The following is a 16,066-nucleotide window of genomic DNA, read 5'->3' on the forward strand; positions in this document are numbered from 1 at the left end:
CCAACCCTGAAAAGTTAAAGTTGACCATCATATTTTCACCGAATCTCTTCAACTCCCAAATAGCGCACGTTCCTCCATCCAATTATTTATCGGAGGCTCTTTTTGATGTCCATCATTAGATCACCTAGCGAGCATTCTCTTTCATAATATTCAATGATTTGTCCGTCTAAAAGATCGTGTACATCCTCGCTAACTCTGATAACATGGAACGCTAGAGATTCAATTCCATGCACATCAAACAATAAATTCATGTGATTTCCTTCACCTTTAATGACCATTGTTTTAAGGGAATCGAGTACAGATGTCAAAAATTTATCGAAATCAATGGATTTATTCCAATCACATAGATCACTCGCAGTATTTACGATCTCATCTACCGTTTGGAAACCTGCTACATATTCGGTCAAAGCAACCCTAAAGTCTTCATTTGAGATTCCGATGCTGGGGAGAACAACTTCTTCAATTAGTTTAATTTCTTTCCGAATAACCGCTCCATTTGATTCAGCTTTTATATACAGGTTATAGATAGACTCGAAGAAGCTTCGAAGAACTTCCTTTCTCTCATCTTCTATAAGGCTGTAATCTAATTCAGTATATTTCCTCATAATAAACTCCCCCTATTTTTGATTTTGTTAAGTGCAGCCGTTTTGTCTTCACGAAATAATACCCGCGACTTTTCAAAACCGCACAATAAATTTGAAAATTTTTCCGCCTTCACTTATAACTGCGCATCAACTTTCCGAAATGGACACCGTTTTTATAATTTCGCTGTCATAAATAACTGCGAAGTCACTTTCGGATTGGCACACGTTTTTCTGCGTTCATTATTAGTTGCGTATAAACTTTCCGGATCGGACAGCATCTCGATTCAAAAGTTGCTCTCAAGAATAACTGCGAGGTAACTTCCGGAGCTAGACACCCTATTGAAGAAAAAATGCTCTCGATAGTAACTGCGAATCGATTTTCGGAGTGGCAACGTTTTTGAACAAAAAATGTTTACGAACCTACGTTCTATTAGTTATAATAAAAAAGACGGACCTGTCAGCCCGTCAATTGTTCAAATAATATCCGATAATCTTAAAGACGAATTGAGTTGTTCCCGCAACCGTTCGTCTTGTTTTATTTTCGCCTGTAATCGCTCACCTACTCGATCAAGCTCTAGCGAATCTTTAAGTGAATTAAGCCGGCAAAGCTCGCCCTTTATCGTTCTGCGACGCTGTAGTATGTTCTGAAGCCCCTTTGCCAGATAATAACCGCGAACCACATCGAAGTTACCCTTTTCGATCTCGTGGTACTTGTCGGACAGTTCTCGATCAATTTCCGACTGTGCCCCTCGCAATCTATCAAAATCGCGCTCTATGTCGGCGGCGACTGCGGTTAGACGCTCGAAATGAATCTCGGCCAAAGACCGGTTATCCTCTTCTTTTCGGAACAAGTGTTCAATACGACTCATATGAAGACCTCCCTAATTTAAATCCAATTCGAACGAAATCCGTAAATGACATGCCTGCAAGTTCAGAAACATCGATTTTGCGGAGGTCTGCGTCGACCTTTGAAGTGTCTACCATAAAAAACCGAGGATGGTTGTTTTCATAAAGATGGAATCCATCGCTCCTTTTTTCTAATCGGTCAGTATCGTAAAACACCAGTCCGTCATCCGAATACATTCCAATAACATCGGCCGCAATTAACCAGGCGTCAGAGATTTCGTGTATTTCCTGTTTTGTATCGAACGTTTCCCCGTGATAATGCAGCTTTACTGCTTGCGGTTGAAATATATCCATCACGCCGACCGAACCTCGTCACCGAATAGTTCTCGCGCTGCTGTGACGCCGATTTCGGCACAGCCTGCGAATGCTCTCCGGGACACTTGCGGCAAGAGTGCAGCGAATTCCTCCGGGTTTAAATTTATAAATTCATCTGAGCCTGCGGGATAGATGTTCCACCAACCTACAATTGTTTTTCTATAGTAAACGTTCATTCTCCAACTACCTCCTTTAGTTGTCCGCCAAGATGAGCCAACAGCTCGATCGTGTTCATATTCGCAATAGTTTCGAGATCCATCTCCGAGTCAGAGACGTACGGCAAATCGTAAATCAATTCCGCACGCTGACCGATTTCTAAACCGTGAGGACCGTGATATAGTCGATAAAGATTAAGCCACTCCTCGTCTATATAAAGTACATAGTCGCGACCTACGTTTAAGACCTCAACCTGTTCGCGGCTTTCTTCGCCAGTATCCGAATAAATAAAAACGAAATCTACGGCCATTTTCTTCGGTTGCTCCCCTGCGTCAATCCATGTTAATTCGCTCATAGCGTCTCCTCCTTTTTTTGCGCCAAAAATAGCATGAAATCGAGTACAGACATTTTCGCGATCTCTTCGGTTGTTAGGCCGAAATTAAATCCGACAGGAAATTCGAGCGGCAGATCGTACAGGACTTTGCACTTTTCACCGATTTCCCATTCGCCCTCTTTGCCACGCATCCTATAAAGCGTGAGATACGCTTCGTTCACTTCGAGCGCGATATCGGATCCTAGATGCAACACTTCGGTAGGCTCTCGATAATCGACGGCCCCCGTTTTCGGATCGTACAGGACGAAATCCACGGTTAGGACTTCCCAATGAAGGTTTTTGATAATTTGATCTTTTAAAGCTTTCATATAAACACTCCTTACATATACGTAATCTGTAATATCTTGATGATAATATTACACTTGTGTAATTCGCAAGTCAATACATATTGCGAAAAAAATTACAAATGTGTAAGATGAAATTAATTAGACTTGTCTAAAGGGTGTGTTAATAATTGAAAAAGCTAATAGTTCGATCTAGGTTAAATGAGGTTATGAAAGAAAAAGGAATTCAAAGTCAAAAGGAATTGGCTGAGTTGGTGGGTACTACAGAGGCCACGATAAGCAGATTTAAAACAAATACCAGATATGACATCACAACATTATTTATTATTAGTAGAGGATTAAACGTGCCTATAGAGGACTTATTTTATGTTGAGGAAATAGATGAAGGAAAATAAAAGTGGAGAGGGGCTGTCGGAGAGTTTGTTCCCTTAAAGGTGAACGCGCAAATATGCGAATACTTGAATTGCCAGATCGAAGAGGCCGTCCAATTTGAACGCATTGATTGCACTTCCGAATAAGCAACGAAATAAATAGTGAAAGTAAAAATTGAAGCTCCTCTTAATTTTAATAGGTCTATATTTAGATTTTTAGGCCTATTCTTTTAGATTCATTTTCATGGATGTTCAGGATTTATCCGCCAATTCTTTTCAATAAAGTGGTAAACTCTTTACTGATATGTCACTTTAGTAGTATGAGGAGAATGTTATGAAAACTCTGGATGTTCAGGCGTTACACAATGCAATTGATCAAACGCTCGAACAATTAAAACATCAATCAGACGAACTCGCCAAAGTCAAAAAAGCCGTTGAGGGGATCACATCACTTGATGATGCTTTAAAGGGAAAAGGCGGCGACGCGATCCGTGCCTTTTACGAGGAATGTCACTCCCCTTTTCTTCAGTTTTATGATACTTTCATAGAGGAATACAGTTCCACGCTGAAGAAAATGAAAAGCGCGCTGAATTCCCTGGAACCAAACCATAACGGATTTATTTCACAGTCCTTTCTTGAACACGAACTAGAGAATGGCTTAAATGCTGCTGATCGCACAACAAAACATTTAGTTTCTAAGACCAACGCCACGATCGCAAAAGTCAGCCATATCGTTGATTTACCGGATTTGAATGACAGCGGTTTTCATGAACAGCATCAGAAAGCATTAAAGGAAATCAGCACGACACTTGAAAAACTGCATGCGTTTGACCGCGAGCAAACCAACGCCCTCAAAACGGCTGAAAACGATCTTGAGACGATGCAAAAATACATCGCGCGGCTCGAAAAGATGTATACCGGGCCGAAAATTGAAATCACTGGCTATCAAAAAGGCGCGATTTTGAAATCTGACGAAGAATTAATGTTCCCAAACAACCAGGTGATGAACAGAAAGCTGGAGAATAATTTCAATGAAGCTCAACCATCACCGATGAAAAAGATGCTAAAGAAATTAGGGAATCTGAAAGAAACCGATGTCGATACACTCGCTACACCTAACCGATTAAAGAAATTAATAGAAAAGTACGGAATAAGCAAAATATCAATAAACAACCCGGACGAATTAAAAAAACTTATACCAAAAGAATATCAAATAAAAAAACAAGATGTTCAAGTTAAAAAATTTGAAATGCCTTGGGGTTCAGGTAGAATAGGTAAATTCGGAAGAGCCAGTGAAATCAGGAAGGCTTTAACAGAGAATCCTTTGAAAGTCGGCGAAGCTTCGAAAGTTGAGAAAGCTACGAAAACAGATGAAGCAGTTTCAAAAGTCGAGCAAGGTACTAAAAATTCTAAGCTAATTAAATTTAAGGGTGACGAAGATATACGGCACTTCGAAAAACACGCCCAAGAAGTCAAGGATGCTATGGGTAAAAAACAATATAACTTAAAAAATTATCTCGAAGATGCTAACTACGTTATTAAAAACGGGAAATATGTTCCTGAGTTAAATGGCTATGTAAAACTAATTGGCGGAAAAGGGAGCGCAAAGTACGGCTTTGTGGGACTTAATAGAAATACAGGACATATTACTACATTTCATGTCAAAACTGTTAAAGAACTAGCAAAAAAAGCGCCTAGTTTAGGTCTCAAAACAAAGAAAAAGTAAGGGTGAAAGCAATGAAAATTAAAAAAATTGATTGGCTATCGAAAGAAGCTTTAGAGGCGGAAGTAGTAGTAACTGATGGTGAGTCTGAAATAATTTGTTTCGCCCACCCATTAAATTATAAGGTAGATAGCAATTTAGAAGAGCCGATTAACTGCTTTGAAGTTACCGAACTTGTTAAGGCGGATAAAAAAGTCTATATGATCGAGAAGTTAGATGGACATTTTGAATATAGATTCACTGGACAATTAGTAGACAGACAACTCGAAACAGTGAAAGTGGGGCAATTTTTGATAGAATTAGATACTGATTGGCCGGGAGATATAGAAAATGGCGATTTTGTATCCTTTATATCTAAAAGATTAGACATAATTTAAGTGAACTCTATTATTAAGATGCCTAACCGGCGTCTTTTTTTTAATGCGGCGAAAACAGAACCACAACCGTTCTCCATGACGATTTAAATGCCCAAAAACGCTGATAGAACGGGCTTTTCAAATGCAGAATCGAAGGGGTCGCTATATTCATATTCAAACGTTGATTTTGACGTCCTAAACCGTCATCACCCTCCGGATTTAAAATTTTGCGAGAAAACTGCTGGCGTCCGGCACGGCTTTTTCCGCTCGGACCTCCCCCGCCCCCTTCCGTTTTTCCGGTCGGTGACGCCATTGTTTATGCATATCGATGTATTTCGTATTCATTTTTAGTTTACATAATTTCTCCTATCGGAAGTTAAACGATTGTATAAACGTTGATATAACAGCGTTTGTGAATCGATTGTTATTCTCCGTTATACACGTTTTTATACACCGTAGTATCGGCGCGGGTTTATGACGTTTCACAATCGCTTTATTGCAACAAAGTTTTGCATATTGTTAACTCAGTTAAGCATTAAGGGTAAGGGTCGAGGTTTTGGAGGACCTCCTGTCATGAAGCGCGAGGCTGTCGAATTTTATACGCGTAACATTTCGAAACGCAAAAATCGTAATTATTCCGTTTTTCTTCTATAATACTGTCCGCAGCCCCTTCGATGTTACAAAGCGGTCAAACGAAGTTATGGTTTAGAAAGTAGTGAAAATGTTTTTAGTAAAAAAATACCCTCGCCTAAAAAGACGAGGTTCATTTCTATAAAAACTTACGTAGATTATCCGCTACTTCATTTTTATCTATGTGAAGGTACTGGGATGTCACTGCGAGGTTACTATGCCCGAGCGCTAAGGAGATGTCCGTAATTCTTGCACCTTTATCTAAGAGTGATTTCGCAAATCCTCTTCGAAGAGCATGCGGACTGATATTTTTTAACCCATATTCCTTCGCATACTTGTTTAATCGCTTTTGTATATTGTTGTTGGATTGTGTTGCAGATACCTTTTTTCCGTTTCTTGTTATAAATACAAAATCATTTTTCTGTCCATATTCTCGTTTTATCGCACGACTGTATTTGATGAGAACGGACAACATTCGATGCAGCATTTCATCAAACGGAAGAATGATCGGCTGCCTGTTTTTTATGATGTCGCCACTCAAATTAAGAGTATCTGATTCGAAATCTATATGCGTTTCCTCCAGATTGGCAAGTGTGTTTATCCTGATTCCCGTTTTAAACATGAGCTGCGCGGCGGTTGCATCTCTAAGATGAACGAAGTTACTCAGGTCCAACACGGACATAAGAATCGAAAGTTCCCGCTCTGTGGCGCCTTCCTTTACGTACTTATCGACCTTAACATTTACCGTCTTCCAGAACTTCGTATCAATCCACCCGTTGTCAAAACATCTGGAAAGAAACGCTTTTAAACATTTCAACCGTGTTAGCTGCGTTTGCTTACTAACGTCCATTTTTTCGAGCCAATTATACAGATCATCCGTACTTATCTCGTCTATATACGTTAGGCTTTCCGACTCCCTAAAATGCGTCACATGATGAATGTAATCGCTAATTGTACGCGGCCGATTCTTGCTGATGGTCATTTGTCGCGTAACAGTTACGAGAGCCTTCTCGATGGTAATTCGATCCCCCACTCGCTTTTTCGGCGTAATTACCAAAGGCTTCTGCGCCGCAGTCAAATCGGAAAAATCTTCGTCGATTGTGAAAATCGGTTTCTTTTTCGTCAACAAAAAACGCCTCCTACTTCGTTTAATTGAACGGTTCAAAATTGCGTCGGTTTTTAAATTGACCGATACATTGACCGTTACATTTAACGAGTAGAAAGCGTATGATGACGGGCTTTATCGCCCCATTACGTGACGTCCCAGGAGAGATTCGAACTCCCGACCGACGGCTTAGAAGGCCGTTGCTCTATCCTGCTGAGCTACTGGGACATGATGTTGTTTTGTTTCGCTTTAACTATCAGCGACAAGATTTATTATATGCGGATCGGGACATAAAGTCAACAACTTTTTAGAATTTTTTTCTTCACGAGGAAGAAAAAAATTCTTCCTCATGAATGTGCTGGCAGTTGGACATGGTTCGTCAGGCTTTCGACTTCCCGGCCGTCCAAGTCGTAAAAGCGGACCGTTGCATTGTCTTTGTCAATGTTCAGTATAGCATAAGTTTTTTCTTTCCGCACCCGCGGAAGGCGGATGCTGCCGGGGTTGATCAGCAGTTTTCCGTCCATCAGTTCGCTTCCCGCGATGTGGGAATGGCCGAAACAGATGATATCGGCGCCGAGTTCTTCAGCGCGGTAGTATACATTTAAAAGCGACTGTTTAATGCCGTATAAATGCCCGTGTGTGAAAAAAAGCTTTTTTGATCCGACGGGAACGACAACTTCGTCTTTAAACTCCCCGTAAAAATCGCAGTTTCCTTTTACCGTTAAGTAAGAGGAAAGCGCGGGATGGGAAGGATCCAATTCGGAATCCCCGCAATGGATCATGAGATCGGTTTCCTTCCCGTGCCGCTCAGCGATCATTTCCAGTTCGTCTTCAAGGCCGTGGCTGTCACTGACAATCAGAACCTTCATGATCGGCCCTCCTCCTTTACGCTTGGTCCAATAGAGCGGACAGTTTTTTCAGTGCTTCCGCTCTGTGGCTGATTTTGTTCTTTTCGCCGCTTGAGAGCTCGGCCATCGTTTGATCTTTGTCTTTGACGAGAAAAACCGGGTCGTAGCCGAAGCCGTTTGTGCCGCGCGGTTCTTCGGTAATGTATCCTTCCACAGAACCTTCGACCGTTTTCGTTTCCTGTCCTGGAATGCATAATGCGAGCGCGCATCTGAACCTCGCGGAGCGGTCTTCTTTTTCCACCCCTTCAAGCTCTTTCAATAGCTTTTTCAGGTTGGCGAGATCGTTTTTCTCTTCTCCTGCATAGCGGGCCGAGTATACGCCGGGACTGCCGCCGAGGTAGTCGACAGACAGGCCTGAGTCATCGGCAATTACGATTTTGCCGGTTTCTTTCGAAATCGTTTCCGCTTTAATCACCGCGTTTTCTTCAAACGTCTGCCCGGTTTCTTCGATTTCGGGCGTATAGCCGATGTCCAGTAGAGATTTGACATCGTAGCCTCTTGGTTCGAGCATCGCTTTGAATTCCCTGACTTTTCCTTCGTTTTTCGTGGCAATGATGACTTCTTTCATCGTGTATCAAGCCTTTCTCATGTTATTGTTGAATGGCTGATGCAACGTCGCCGAGCACTTCTTTCTGCTTTTCGATGAGTTCGGCGATCCCTTTTTCAGCCAGTTCTAAAAGCCCGTCCAATTCACTTCTTGAGAATGTCGCTTCCTCTCCTGTTCCCTGAAGTTCGACAAAGCGGCCTTCGCCTGTCATGACGACGTTCATATCCACCTCTGCCGCAGAATCTTCCTGGTAGTTCAAATCAAGGATTAATCCTTTTTCCTTATCGATTCCCACTGAAGTGGCAGCCAAAAAGTCAGTGATCGGCATCGCCTTCAGCGTGCCTTTTTCGACAAGTCTTCCGACGGCAAGCGCCATGGCTGTAAATGCTCCGGTGATCGACGCGGTTCTTGTGCCTCCGTCAGCCTGAATGACGTCGCAGTCGATCCAGATCGTCCGCTCACCGAGCTTTTCCAAATCAACGACCGCCCGCAAAGCTCGTCCGATCAGCCGTTGAATTTCCATCGTCCGCCCGGAGATTTTCCCTTTTGACGATTCCCTGATCGTCCTTTGGTTCGTGGCCCGCGGCAGCATGCTGTATTCCGCGGTGATCCAGCCCTTCCCTTCTCCTCTCAAAAAAGGCGGTACGCGGTCTTCCACAGACGCGTTGCATATCACCTTTGTCCCGCCGACTGTGATCAGGACCGATCCCTCGGGATGCGTAATGAAGTCGAGGTCCATTGTGACAGGGCGCAGTTCATTGTTTTCTCTTCCATCGTATCTCATTTTTTACCTCCGATTGTATGTACATAAACCTTTCACAATCATTCTGCTCTTCCAAAAAGCTGAATAAAGAAAGAGGCAGCTTTAATCGCTTACCTCTTTTTTTATAGTATATCAAAAATCTCTGCTTAAAAACTACCTGTGTTCACCTTGCTCGGTCTTGAAACCGGCTTGGAAAGCTTTTCTCCTTTTTCATTGACGAGCTCGGATTTTCCGTTCACAGTAACCGACACACTTTTCACATCAGGCAGTTCGGTTAATGTCAGCACAATACTATTTAACACTTCATCCGATATCACTTTCTTCTCGCCGTCGGCACTCCCGTAGATCGCTTCGTTAAAATCGAGAGTCACATGGCCGTCTTCAATCTTCGGCTCGTTTTCAAGCTTGACATCGCCCTGGAAATCGGAAAGCAGGCCGCTTTTATTGCCCGGTCCTTCCGTCAGCTCTTTAATCGCCGCCGTCACCTGGTCTTTTTCTTTTGCAGACGTCCGTTTCGTTACAGGAACATAGTATGTGCCTTTGTCCGATTCAGCCAAATAATAGACGGTGACCGGCTGTGTCGCTGTTATATCGGTCACACCCGCCGTATCGAGGTTGATGCCGTCCTCGCGGCTGAGATCTTCTGAAATCGGCGTGCCGTTAACAGGCATTTCTTTCAAATCATGGCCGTTCATACGGATCTTCACTTTATCAATCGAGTTAAACTGTGTTAACGTCCATGTAATCGCCTGTACGATTTTTTGCTCGTCTTCTGCTTTATAGTTTTTAAATTCATTTGAAAAGTCAGCGATCGCTGTTCCGTCTTCTTTAATATCAACATTGACCGCTGTATCCGCCGGCAGCACAGCTCTGAATCCGTTTGGCATGATATTTGAAACAGGGCCGCCTTCAACGAGGTATTCAAGCGCTTGTTTAGCCGTACCTTCCTGCTTTGGCAGCGGCAGCGTCTGCGCTGTCACATAGCCGTTCTTATCAATGAGATAAAGCTCTCTCATGACCGTATCGCTCGTTTGAGCCGCTTTATCGTCGCTTGTCGTTTTGCTGCCTTTGTCTTCTGTTTTATCTTTGGTTTTGTCTGTTTTGTCTTGCTCCTTCTCCTCTTTTACATATGTGATGTCCTGCGGCGGATCTATCTCCTCTGAGGCTTGATCTGACTGAAATATTCCGCACCCGGAAAGAAGCAGCGCGGAGGCCGTAACCGAAACCGCGATTCCTTTCATTCCTTTTTTCAGCATACTTTTCCCTCCTAAGGCAGTTTGTACTATTATGTATACGAGCCCGTTTTTGAATTAGACCGCTTTTTAAAAAAATCCCTCTGAATACAAAAAACCTTTTCTTTTAAAGAAAAGGCTCATGAAAAAAGCTGCCGTTTGCTTGTGCGGCAGCTTTATTTTATAGCGGTTTCCTGAAGAGAAATGCTTTCCACATTTTTCACTTCGTATCCAAACCAATCATTTGCAATTTTTGTGAAGCGGGCGCGCTCCCCGGTTGTTAAAAACAAGTGTTCCGGCGGTTCACCCGTTTTGCTTAATAAACCGTTGTATGACAAGATCGTGCTGACTTCCCTGGCCGTTTCATCTCCGGAGGAAATGATGTTGACGCGCTCTCCCATATAGCGCTGAATCGGCTCTTTTAAAATCGGATAATGCGTGCATCCGAGAATCAGTGTATCGATTGATGAATCCCTGAGCGGGTGCAGTGACGACCTGACGATTTCATCAGCCGTCTCATCCAAAAATTTACCGCTTTCCACAAACGGGACAAACATCGGGCAAGCCAGATTTTCTACCGTTAAATCTCCGTTCAGCGAAAGAAGCGCTTCTTCATATGCGCCGCTTTTGATCGTGTTTTCTGTTCCGATCACGCCGATCCGCTGGTTCTCCGTCACTTTAATCGCGGTTCTGGCTCCGGGCTGCACAACGCCGATGACCGGGATCGCTACTTCTCTGCTGATTTCTTCAAGTGCGATGGCCGTCGCTGTATTGCAGGCGATCACGAGCATTTTAATATGGTGGCGGGATAACAAATAATTTGTCATTTCCCATGTATATGACAGGACTTCTTTTCTGTCCCGGGGTCCGTACGGACACCTTTTCGTATCTCCAAGATATATAATTTTTTCTTTCGGCAGCTGCCTCATGATTTCTTTTGCAACGGTTAAACCGCCGACTCCCGAATCGATGACTCCTATCGGTTGATCCAACAAAATCGCCTCATTTTCTGTTCATTTCCTGCTGAAGTTTAATTAATAATTTTTCAAATGCGGCTGTTTCTTCCTCGGAAAACGCCTCTAACATGTCTTCCAAATAGTCCTGCCTTTTTTGAATGACCTCCTGGATGATCCGCTCTCCTTCCGAGAGAAGATGAATGCGGACTACGCGCCTGTCGGACGGATCTTTCACCCGTTCAACGAGGTTGTTTTTCTCCATTCGGTCAATTAAATCCGTCGTGGTGCTGCACGCCAGGTACATCTTTTGTGATAACTCGCCGATCGTCATATCCCCGTATTCATACAGCCATTGAAGACCGACAAACTGGGGAGGGGTAATCGTATATTGGGTGAGAATTTCTCTTCCTTTTTGTTTGATGATGCCCGCAATATGGCGGAGTGATTTTTCAATATCCGCTATGTGATTCAAAGAAGCATTCGAATTCATTTTCTCTACCTCGCTCGACTCGTTGTTTTGTTTTCAAAACACTTGAGTCTATTTTCCTTCTTTTCTACACAAATTGCAAGACTTCAACATGAATATACAAATTGCACCTCAAAACAAATAACCGGTTCCCTTCTTGTTACAAGAAGGAACACCGGCTCAATTTAGAGCTCTAGCTCACCCATTCGAAGAAGTTCAACAACAGCTTGCGAACGGCCTTTCACTCCCAATTTTTGCATCGCATTGGAAATGTGATTACGTACAGTCTTTTCACTTATAAAGAGCTCGCTTGCGATTTCCTTTGTTGTCTTGTCTTGAACGAGCAATTCGAACACTTCTCTTTCTCTTTTTGTTAGCAGCGGCTTTGATTGAAACTCTTTCTCCTTCAAGTATTGTAACCCTCCTTGCTAAGGTGAGAGCTGATCTGAAACGAATGGGTTTCGATATAGTCGTGATATCATATGAAACATACGCAAGGTCGGTGACGTTTCTGACGGAGAAAAGGGTTCCCTCAAACACCTATTTTTCAGATCATGACACAGGCATCGTTTCAGGGCTGAACTTCTAAGGAAGACATTTTAAAATCCAGGCGATCAGCCGCCATCTTTTCGTAATATATGCGTGCGTTTTCTTTTTCTGCACAGCACTGATGATTTGTGCAGCCGCTTTTTCGGGCGAAGCCGTCCAAAACAGGTGATCACCTTTTGCAAGAGCCGTGTCCACAAAGCCCGGCTGAATTTCGGTGACCACGATTCCATCATAGCCAAGTTTTTTCACTTTTTGACGGAGCCCTTTTAAGTAATTAGAAACGAATGCTTTTGAAGCGGCGTAGGTGACGGCCCCTCCGTTTCCTCTCAGCGCGGCAATGGATGAAATGCCGACTAAATGCCCTTTCCCATTTTTGATAAAATGCTCCATCAACACGTTCGAGCAGGACACAAATCCTGTCATATTGACATCGATCGTTTCCTTTTCTTTGCTCCAATCCATTTCGCTTTCCAAATATCCAACACCTGAACAGATGAAGACTGCATCTGCCCAATTCATCTCATCAAGCAGTTCTTTCAACAGTATAGGCGAGCGTTCGCTGTCGGCTGTATCGATCTTTTTAATGTATGAAGGTCCAGGGAGGTCGTCGCGCAATTCGGCTAGCAGTTCATACCTTCTTGCAGCAAGACCGACCTCAACTCCTGCGGCTGACAGCTGCTTGGCAAGCGCCTTGCCAATTCCGGAACTCGCGCCGATGATCATCGCTTTTTTCATTTTCCTCTCCCTGTCAATTATTTCTCAGGAAATGAGTGATTGCCAAGCAGTTTTGCTTTTTGTTCATCTGTCCATTTCACCGGTTTACCCGTATCTTTCGCAATTTGCACCATAACCGCCACCCCTGTAAAGCAAAGGCCGCCTTCCCCATTTTTCGCCGCATAGTGGAGGGTGAGGGAAGCGTTGCCGACAGATGCTGTTTTGACGCCGATTTTCAAATGTTCATGAAGCATGACCTGCTGAAAATAATCGCATTGCTGGCTCGCCACGACGGGAATGGCCGCGCTCTTCCCGTCTGAAAGGCGGTCCATGACGCCCAGGTGCTTGAAATAGGAAATCCTCGATTCCTCGAAATAGACAAACGGTGTGACATTGTTCATATGACCGAACATGTCCGTTTCTGAAAAACGGACGGATACTTCATCAAAAAAAGAAAATGACTGACACCATGTGTCAAACGGTTCTTCAATATATCCCGGCAGCTTCATTGTTTTTCATCCCCTTTGGTCATAAAAACACCTCTTCGGCTTGAAGAGGTGCGTTTTTTCGTGTTATTCCGTGTTGTCGCTTCCGAAGAAGTTTTTAAACGCCTGAACGGTCGTATCCCTGTTTAATGCAGCGATTGAGGTTGTGAGCGGGATGCCTTTCGGACATGACTGCACGCAGTTTTGCGAATTTCCGCATTCGGCCAGTCCGCCGTCCCCCATAATCGCTTCAAGCCGTTCCGATTTGTTCATCGCGCCTGTCGGATGGGTGTTGAATAAGCGGACTTGCGAGAGCGGTGCAGGTCCCATAAAGTTTGTTTTATCGTTCACGTTTGGACAAGCTTCAAGACATACGCCGCAAGTCATGCATTTTGACAGCTCATACGCCCACTGGCGTCTTCTTTCCGGCATTCTCGGTCCCGGTCCGAGGTCATATGTGCCGTCGATCGGTACCCATGCTTTGACTTTCTTCAATGAATCAAACATGCGGCTCCGGTCCACTTGAAGGTCGCGGACAACCGGGAATGTTTTCATCGGTTCAAGGCGGATCGGCTGCTCAAGCTGGTCGATCAGGGCTGTACAGGACTGTCTCGGCTTGCCGTTGATCACCATCGAGCAAGCGCCGCACACTTCCTCGAGACAGTTCATATCCCAAGCAATCGGCGACGTTTTTTCCCCTTTCGTATTTACCGGGTTCCTTCTGATTTCCATCAAAGCGGAAATGACGTTCATATTCGGACGGTATGGAATTTCAAACTCTTCCTGGTAAGGACTAGAATCCGATGTATCCTGACGAGTGATGATAAACTTGATTGTCTTATTTTCACTCATGATTTCGCCACCTTTTTCTTCGAGTAATCCCGTTTACGCGGTGCGATTAATGAAACATCGACATCCTCATAATGGAATTTCGGGGCTTCAAAATCGCCTGCATGTTTCGCCATTGTTGTTTTCAGCCATTCCTCGTCATTACGTTCAGGGAAATCCGGTTTATAATGGGCGCCGCGGCTCTCATTCCGGTTGTATGCACCGAGCGTGATCACCCGTGCCAATTGCAGCATGTTGTGCAGCTGGCGTGTGAATACGGCGCCCTGGTTGCTCCATTTTGCCGTATCGTTGATATTGATGTTTTGGTAGCGCTCGGCAAGCTCTTGGATTTTTTCATCCGTTTTCAGCAGCTTGTCATTGTGGCGCACAACCGTCACGTTATCTGTCATCCATTCGCCGAGCTCTTTATGAAGGACATATGCATTTTCATTGCCGTCCATTTTCATAATGTCAGCCCACTTTTCTTCTTCCTTTTTGACGCAGCTGTCGAAAACGGAAGAAGACAGATCTTCTGCGGATGTTTCAAGACCTTGAATATATTCAACGGCTTTCGGACCTGCCACCATGCCGCCGTAAATGGCTGACAAGAGCGAGTTCGCGCCCAGGCGGTTTCCGCCGTGCATTGAATAATCGCATTCCCCTGCGGCAAACAGTCCTGGAATGTTGGTCATCTGATTGTAGTCGACCCAGAGTCCGCCCATTGAGTAGTGGACTGCAGGGAAAATCTTCATCGGCAGCTTGCGCGGATCGTCACCCATGAATTTTTCATAGATTTCAATGATTCCGCCCAACTTGATGTCCAATTCCTTCGGATCTTTGTGGGAAAGATCGAGATATACCATGTTTTCGCCGTTGATGCCGAGCTTTTGTCTGACGCATACATCAAATATTTCACGCGTCGCAATATCCCGCGGCACAAGGTTTCCGTATGCCGGATATTTCTCTTCGAGGAAATACCAAGGCTTGCCGTCTTTATACGTCCAGACTCGTCCGCCTTCACCGCGCGCCGATTCGCTCATCAGACGGAGCTTGTCGTCTCCCGGAATGGCGGTCGGGTGGATCTGGATGAATTCTCCGTTCGCATAGTAAGCGCCCTGCTGGTAAACGATCGAAGCGGCTGATCCGGTATTGATCATCGAGTTCGTCGATTTTCCAAAGATGATGCCCGGTCCCCCGGTCGCCATGATGACTGCGTCTGAACGGAACGACTCGATTTCCATCGTCGTCAGATTTTGGGCGACGATGCCCCGGCACGCATTGTCATCATCAAGAACGGCTCCGAGAAACTCCCAGCCTTCATATTTCGAAACAAGCCCTTCTACTTCAAAGCGGCGAACCTGCTCATCCAGCGCGTACAAGAGCTGCTGTCCGGTCGTCGCCCCCGCATATGCCGTTCTGTGATGCTGAGTTCCCCCGAAGCGCCGGAAGTCAAGCAGCCCTTCAGGTGTTCTGTTAAACATGACGCCCATGCGGTCAAGCAAATGAATAATCGACGGCGCCGCATCACACATCGCTTTGACCGGCGGCTGGTTGGCCAGAAAGTCGCCTCCGTAAACGGTATCGTCAAAATGCTCCCAAGGGGAGTCGCCTTCACCTTTTGTATTGACCGCTCCGTTGATTCCGCCCTGCGCACATACGGAATGTGAGCGCTTAACGGGAACGATCGAAAATAGTTTTACATTTGTTCCTGCTTCCGCAGCTTTAATGGTCGCCATCAGACCCGCAAGTCCTCCGCCGACAACGATGATGCTTGAATTGCTCATGCCTGCCCCA

Annotated in this window: 21 protein-coding genes and 1 tRNA gene; 3 read left to right on the forward strand and 19 right to left on the reverse strand. The window is 44.5% G+C overall.

Going from position 1 to position 16,066, the window contains the following annotated elements; all coding sequences use genetic code 11:
- Positions 1-86: 86 nt before the first annotated feature.
- The 6 genes from KI350_RS02070 to KI350_RS02095 form a co-directional block, all read right to left on the reverse strand.
- On the reverse strand, positions 87-605 hold the full coding sequence (locus KI350_RS02070) for a hypothetical protein (RefSeq protein WP_065643657.1): 519 nt from the start codon (positions 603-605) through the stop codon (positions 87-89).
- Positions 606-1,057: 452 nt separating this feature from the next.
- A complete protein-coding gene (locus tag KI350_RS02075; RefSeq protein WP_025808385.1) occupies positions 1,058-1,453 on the reverse strand; it encodes a hypothetical protein in 396 nt (131 codons plus the stop codon).
- On the reverse strand, positions 1,440-1,784 hold the full coding sequence (locus tag KI350_RS02080; RefSeq protein ID WP_236808588.1) for a hypothetical protein: 345 nt from the start codon (positions 1,782-1,784) through the stop codon (positions 1,440-1,442). Before KI350_RS02080 ends, KI350_RS02075 begins: the two co-directional genes overlap by 14 nt.
- Positions 1,784-1,981 carry a hypothetical protein gene (locus tag KI350_RS02085; protein ID WP_065643655.1) on the reverse strand — a complete coding sequence of 66 codons (198 nt, stop codon included), beginning with the start codon at positions 1,979-1,981 and terminating at the stop codon, positions 1,784-1,786. The genes KI350_RS02080 and KI350_RS02085 overlap by 1 nt, the downstream gene beginning before the upstream one ends.
- Entirely contained in the window at positions 1,978-2,316 is a 339-nt protein-coding gene (locus KI350_RS02090; protein ID WP_065643654.1) for a hypothetical protein, read from the reverse strand. The genes KI350_RS02085 and KI350_RS02090 overlap by 4 nt, the downstream gene beginning before the upstream one ends.
- On the reverse strand, positions 2,313-2,663 hold the full coding sequence (locus tag KI350_RS02095) for a hypothetical protein (protein WP_065643653.1): 351 nt from the start codon (positions 2,661-2,663) through the stop codon (positions 2,313-2,315). Before KI350_RS02095 ends, KI350_RS02090 begins: the two co-directional genes overlap by 4 nt.
- A 146-nt stretch (positions 2,664-2,809) precedes the next feature.
- On the opposite strand from KI350_RS02095, the gene KI350_RS02100 reads away from it, so the two are divergent.
- The 3 genes from KI350_RS02100 (at position 2,810) to KI350_RS02115 (ending at position 5,110) form a co-directional block, all read left to right on the forward strand.
- Positions 2,810-3,034: a helix-turn-helix transcriptional regulator gene (locus tag KI350_RS02100; protein ID WP_021837416.1), complete on the forward strand. Its 225-nt coding sequence runs from the start codon at positions 2,810-2,812 to the stop codon at positions 3,032-3,034.
- 310 nt (positions 3,035-3,344) lie between these two features.
- Positions 3,345-4,736, forward strand: a complete 1,392-nt coding sequence (locus KI350_RS22895) for a ribonuclease YeeF family protein (protein WP_236808590.1) — start codon at positions 3,345-3,347, stop codon at positions 4,734-4,736.
- An 11-nt stretch (positions 4,737-4,747) separates the two neighbouring features.
- On the forward strand, positions 4,748-5,110 hold the full coding sequence (locus KI350_RS02115) for a hypothetical protein (RefSeq protein WP_065643652.1): 363 nt from the start codon (positions 4,748-4,750) through the stop codon (positions 5,108-5,110).
- Positions 5,111-5,858: 748 nt separating this feature from the next.
- On the opposite strand, the gene KI350_RS02120 is transcribed toward KI350_RS02115, so the two are convergent.
- The 13 genes from KI350_RS02120 to sdhA all read right to left on the reverse strand — a co-directional run bounded on the left by KI350_RS02120 (position 5,859) and on the right by sdhA (position 16,056).
- The gene (locus tag KI350_RS02120; RefSeq protein WP_065643650.1) at positions 5,859-6,845 is read right to left on the reverse strand and encodes a tyrosine-type recombinase/integrase; all 987 of its coding nucleotides are present in this window, start codon (positions 6,843-6,845) and stop codon (positions 5,859-5,861) included.
- A 133-nt stretch (positions 6,846-6,978) separates the two neighbouring features.
- Positions 6,979-7,052: transfer RNA gene (locus tag KI350_RS02125), tRNA-Arg, on the reverse strand.
- A gap of 119 nt (positions 7,053-7,171) precedes the next feature.
- Positions 7,172-7,693 (reverse strand): YfcE family phosphodiesterase, encoded by a 522-nt coding sequence (locus KI350_RS02130; protein ID WP_025811025.1) that lies wholly within the window; start codon positions 7,691-7,693, stop codon positions 7,172-7,174.
- Positions 7,694-7,709: 16 nt separating this feature from the next.
- Positions 7,710-8,300, reverse strand: coding sequence for an XTP/dITP diphosphatase (locus KI350_RS02135; RefSeq protein WP_020452485.1), 591 nt, complete (start codon positions 8,298-8,300; stop codon positions 7,710-7,712).
- Between the two features lie 22 nt (positions 8,301-8,322).
- Positions 8,323-9,063 (reverse strand): ribonuclease PH, encoded by a 741-nt coding sequence (rph, locus tag KI350_RS02140; RefSeq protein ID WP_020452486.1) that lies wholly within the window; start codon positions 9,061-9,063, stop codon positions 8,323-8,325.
- A 125-nt stretch (positions 9,064-9,188) separates the two neighbouring features.
- Positions 9,189-10,298: a GerMN domain-containing protein gene (locus KI350_RS02145; protein ID WP_039072902.1), complete on the reverse strand. Its 1,110-nt coding sequence runs from the start codon at positions 10,296-10,298 to the stop codon at positions 9,189-9,191.
- Positions 10,299-10,450: 152 nt separating this feature from the next.
- Positions 10,451-11,269, reverse strand: a complete 819-nt coding sequence (racE, locus tag KI350_RS02150; protein WP_020452488.1) for a glutamate racemase — start codon at positions 11,267-11,269, stop codon at positions 10,451-10,453.
- Positions 11,270-11,276: 7 nt separating this feature from the next.
- Positions 11,277-11,720, reverse strand: a complete 444-nt coding sequence (locus tag KI350_RS02155; RefSeq protein ID WP_003184148.1) for a MarR family winged helix-turn-helix transcriptional regulator — start codon at positions 11,718-11,720, stop codon at positions 11,277-11,279.
- 161 nt (positions 11,721-11,881) lie between these two features.
- The gene (gerE, locus tag KI350_RS02160) at positions 11,882-12,106 is read right to left on the reverse strand and encodes a spore germination transcription factor GerE (RefSeq protein WP_003184172.1); all 225 of its coding nucleotides are present in this window, start codon (positions 12,104-12,106) and stop codon (positions 11,882-11,884) included.
- 175 nt (positions 12,107-12,281) lie between these two features.
- Positions 12,282-12,980 carry an SDR family NAD(P)-dependent oxidoreductase gene (locus tag KI350_RS02165; RefSeq protein ID WP_020452489.1) on the reverse strand — a complete coding sequence of 233 codons (699 nt, stop codon included), beginning with the start codon at positions 12,978-12,980 and terminating at the stop codon, positions 12,282-12,284.
- A gap of 17 nt (positions 12,981-12,997) precedes the next feature.
- Complete coding sequence (locus KI350_RS02170; protein WP_039072903.1) at positions 12,998-13,468, reverse strand: acyl-CoA thioesterase; 471 nt, start codon at positions 13,466-13,468, stop codon at positions 12,998-13,000.
- A gap of 63 nt (positions 13,469-13,531) precedes the next feature.
- Entirely contained in the window at positions 13,532-14,296 is a 765-nt protein-coding gene (gene sdhB, locus KI350_RS02175; RefSeq protein ID WP_025811020.1) for a succinate dehydrogenase iron-sulfur subunit, read from the reverse strand.
- The gene (sdhA, locus tag KI350_RS02180) at positions 14,293-16,056 is read right to left on the reverse strand and encodes a succinate dehydrogenase flavoprotein subunit (RefSeq protein WP_020452492.1); all 1,764 of its coding nucleotides are present in this window, start codon (positions 16,054-16,056) and stop codon (positions 14,293-14,295) included. The genes sdhB and sdhA overlap by 4 nt, the downstream gene beginning before the upstream one ends.
- Between the last annotated feature and the right edge of the window lie 10 nt (positions 16,057-16,066).

This window comes from Bacillus sp. J41TS8, assembly GCF_018333035.1.
Lineage (GTDB): Bacteria > Bacillota > Bacilli > Bacillales > Bacillaceae > Bacillus > Bacillus paralicheniformis.

Excerpts from the sequence above, each read along its gene's own strand:
- KI350_RS02135 (WP_020452485.1), bottom strand. The coding sequence starts at position 8,300 with ATGAAAGAAGTCATCATTGCCACGAAAAACGAAGGAAAAGTCAGGGAA.
- KI350_RS02170 (WP_039072903.1), bottom strand. The coding sequence starts at position 13,468 with ATGAAGCTGCCGGGATATATTGAAGAACCGTTTGACACATGGTGTCAG.
- KI350_RS02070 (WP_065643657.1), bottom strand. The coding sequence starts at position 605 with ATGAGGAAATATACTGAATTAGATTACAGCCTTATAGAAGATGAGAGA.
- KI350_RS02095 (WP_065643653.1), bottom strand. The coding sequence starts at position 2,663 with ATGAAAGCTTTAAAAGATCAAATTATCAAAAACCTTCATTGGGAAGTC.
- KI350_RS02085 (WP_065643655.1), bottom strand. The coding sequence starts at position 1,981 with ATGAACGTTTACTATAGAAAAACAATTGTAGGTTGGTGGAACATCTAT.
- sdhA (WP_020452492.1), bottom strand. The coding sequence starts at position 16,056 with ATGAGCAATTCAAGCATCATCGTTGTCGGCGGAGGACTTGCGGGTCTG.
- sdhB (WP_025811020.1), bottom strand. The coding sequence starts at position 14,296 with ATGAGTGAAAATAAGACAATCAAGTTTATCATCACTCGTCAGGATACA.
- KI350_RS22895 (WP_236808590.1), top strand. The coding sequence starts at position 3,345 with ATGAAAACTCTGGATGTTCAGGCGTTACACAATGCAATTGATCAAACG.
- KI350_RS02145 (WP_039072902.1), bottom strand. The coding sequence starts at position 10,298 with ATGCTGAAAAAAGGAATGAAAGGAATCGCGGTTTCGGTTACGGCCTCC.
- rph (WP_020452486.1), bottom strand. The coding sequence starts at position 9,063 with ATGAGATACGATGGAAGAGAAAACAATGAACTGCGCCCTGTCACAATG.
- KI350_RS02130 (WP_025811025.1), bottom strand. The coding sequence starts at position 7,693 with ATGAAGGTTCTGATTGTCAGTGACAGCCACGGCCTTGAAGACGAACTG.
- KI350_RS02155 (WP_003184148.1), bottom strand. The coding sequence starts at position 11,720 with ATGAATTCGAATGCTTCTTTGAATCACATAGCGGATATTGAAAAATCA.
- KI350_RS02090 (WP_065643654.1), bottom strand. The coding sequence starts at position 2,316 with ATGAGCGAATTAACATGGATTGACGCAGGGGAGCAACCGAAGAAAATG.
- KI350_RS02075 (WP_025808385.1), bottom strand. The coding sequence starts at position 1,453 with ATGAGTCGTATTGAACACTTGTTCCGAAAAGAAGAGGATAACCGGTCT.
- KI350_RS02080 (WP_236808588.1), bottom strand. The coding sequence starts at position 1,784 with ATGGATATATTTCAACCGCAAGCAGTAAAGCTGCATTATCACGGGGAA.
- KI350_RS02165 (WP_020452489.1), bottom strand. The coding sequence starts at position 12,980 with ATGAAAAAAGCGATGATCATCGGCGCGAGTTCCGGAATTGGCAAGGCG.
- KI350_RS02115 (WP_065643652.1), top strand. The coding sequence starts at position 4,748 with ATGAAAATTAAAAAAATTGATTGGCTATCGAAAGAAGCTTTAGAGGCG.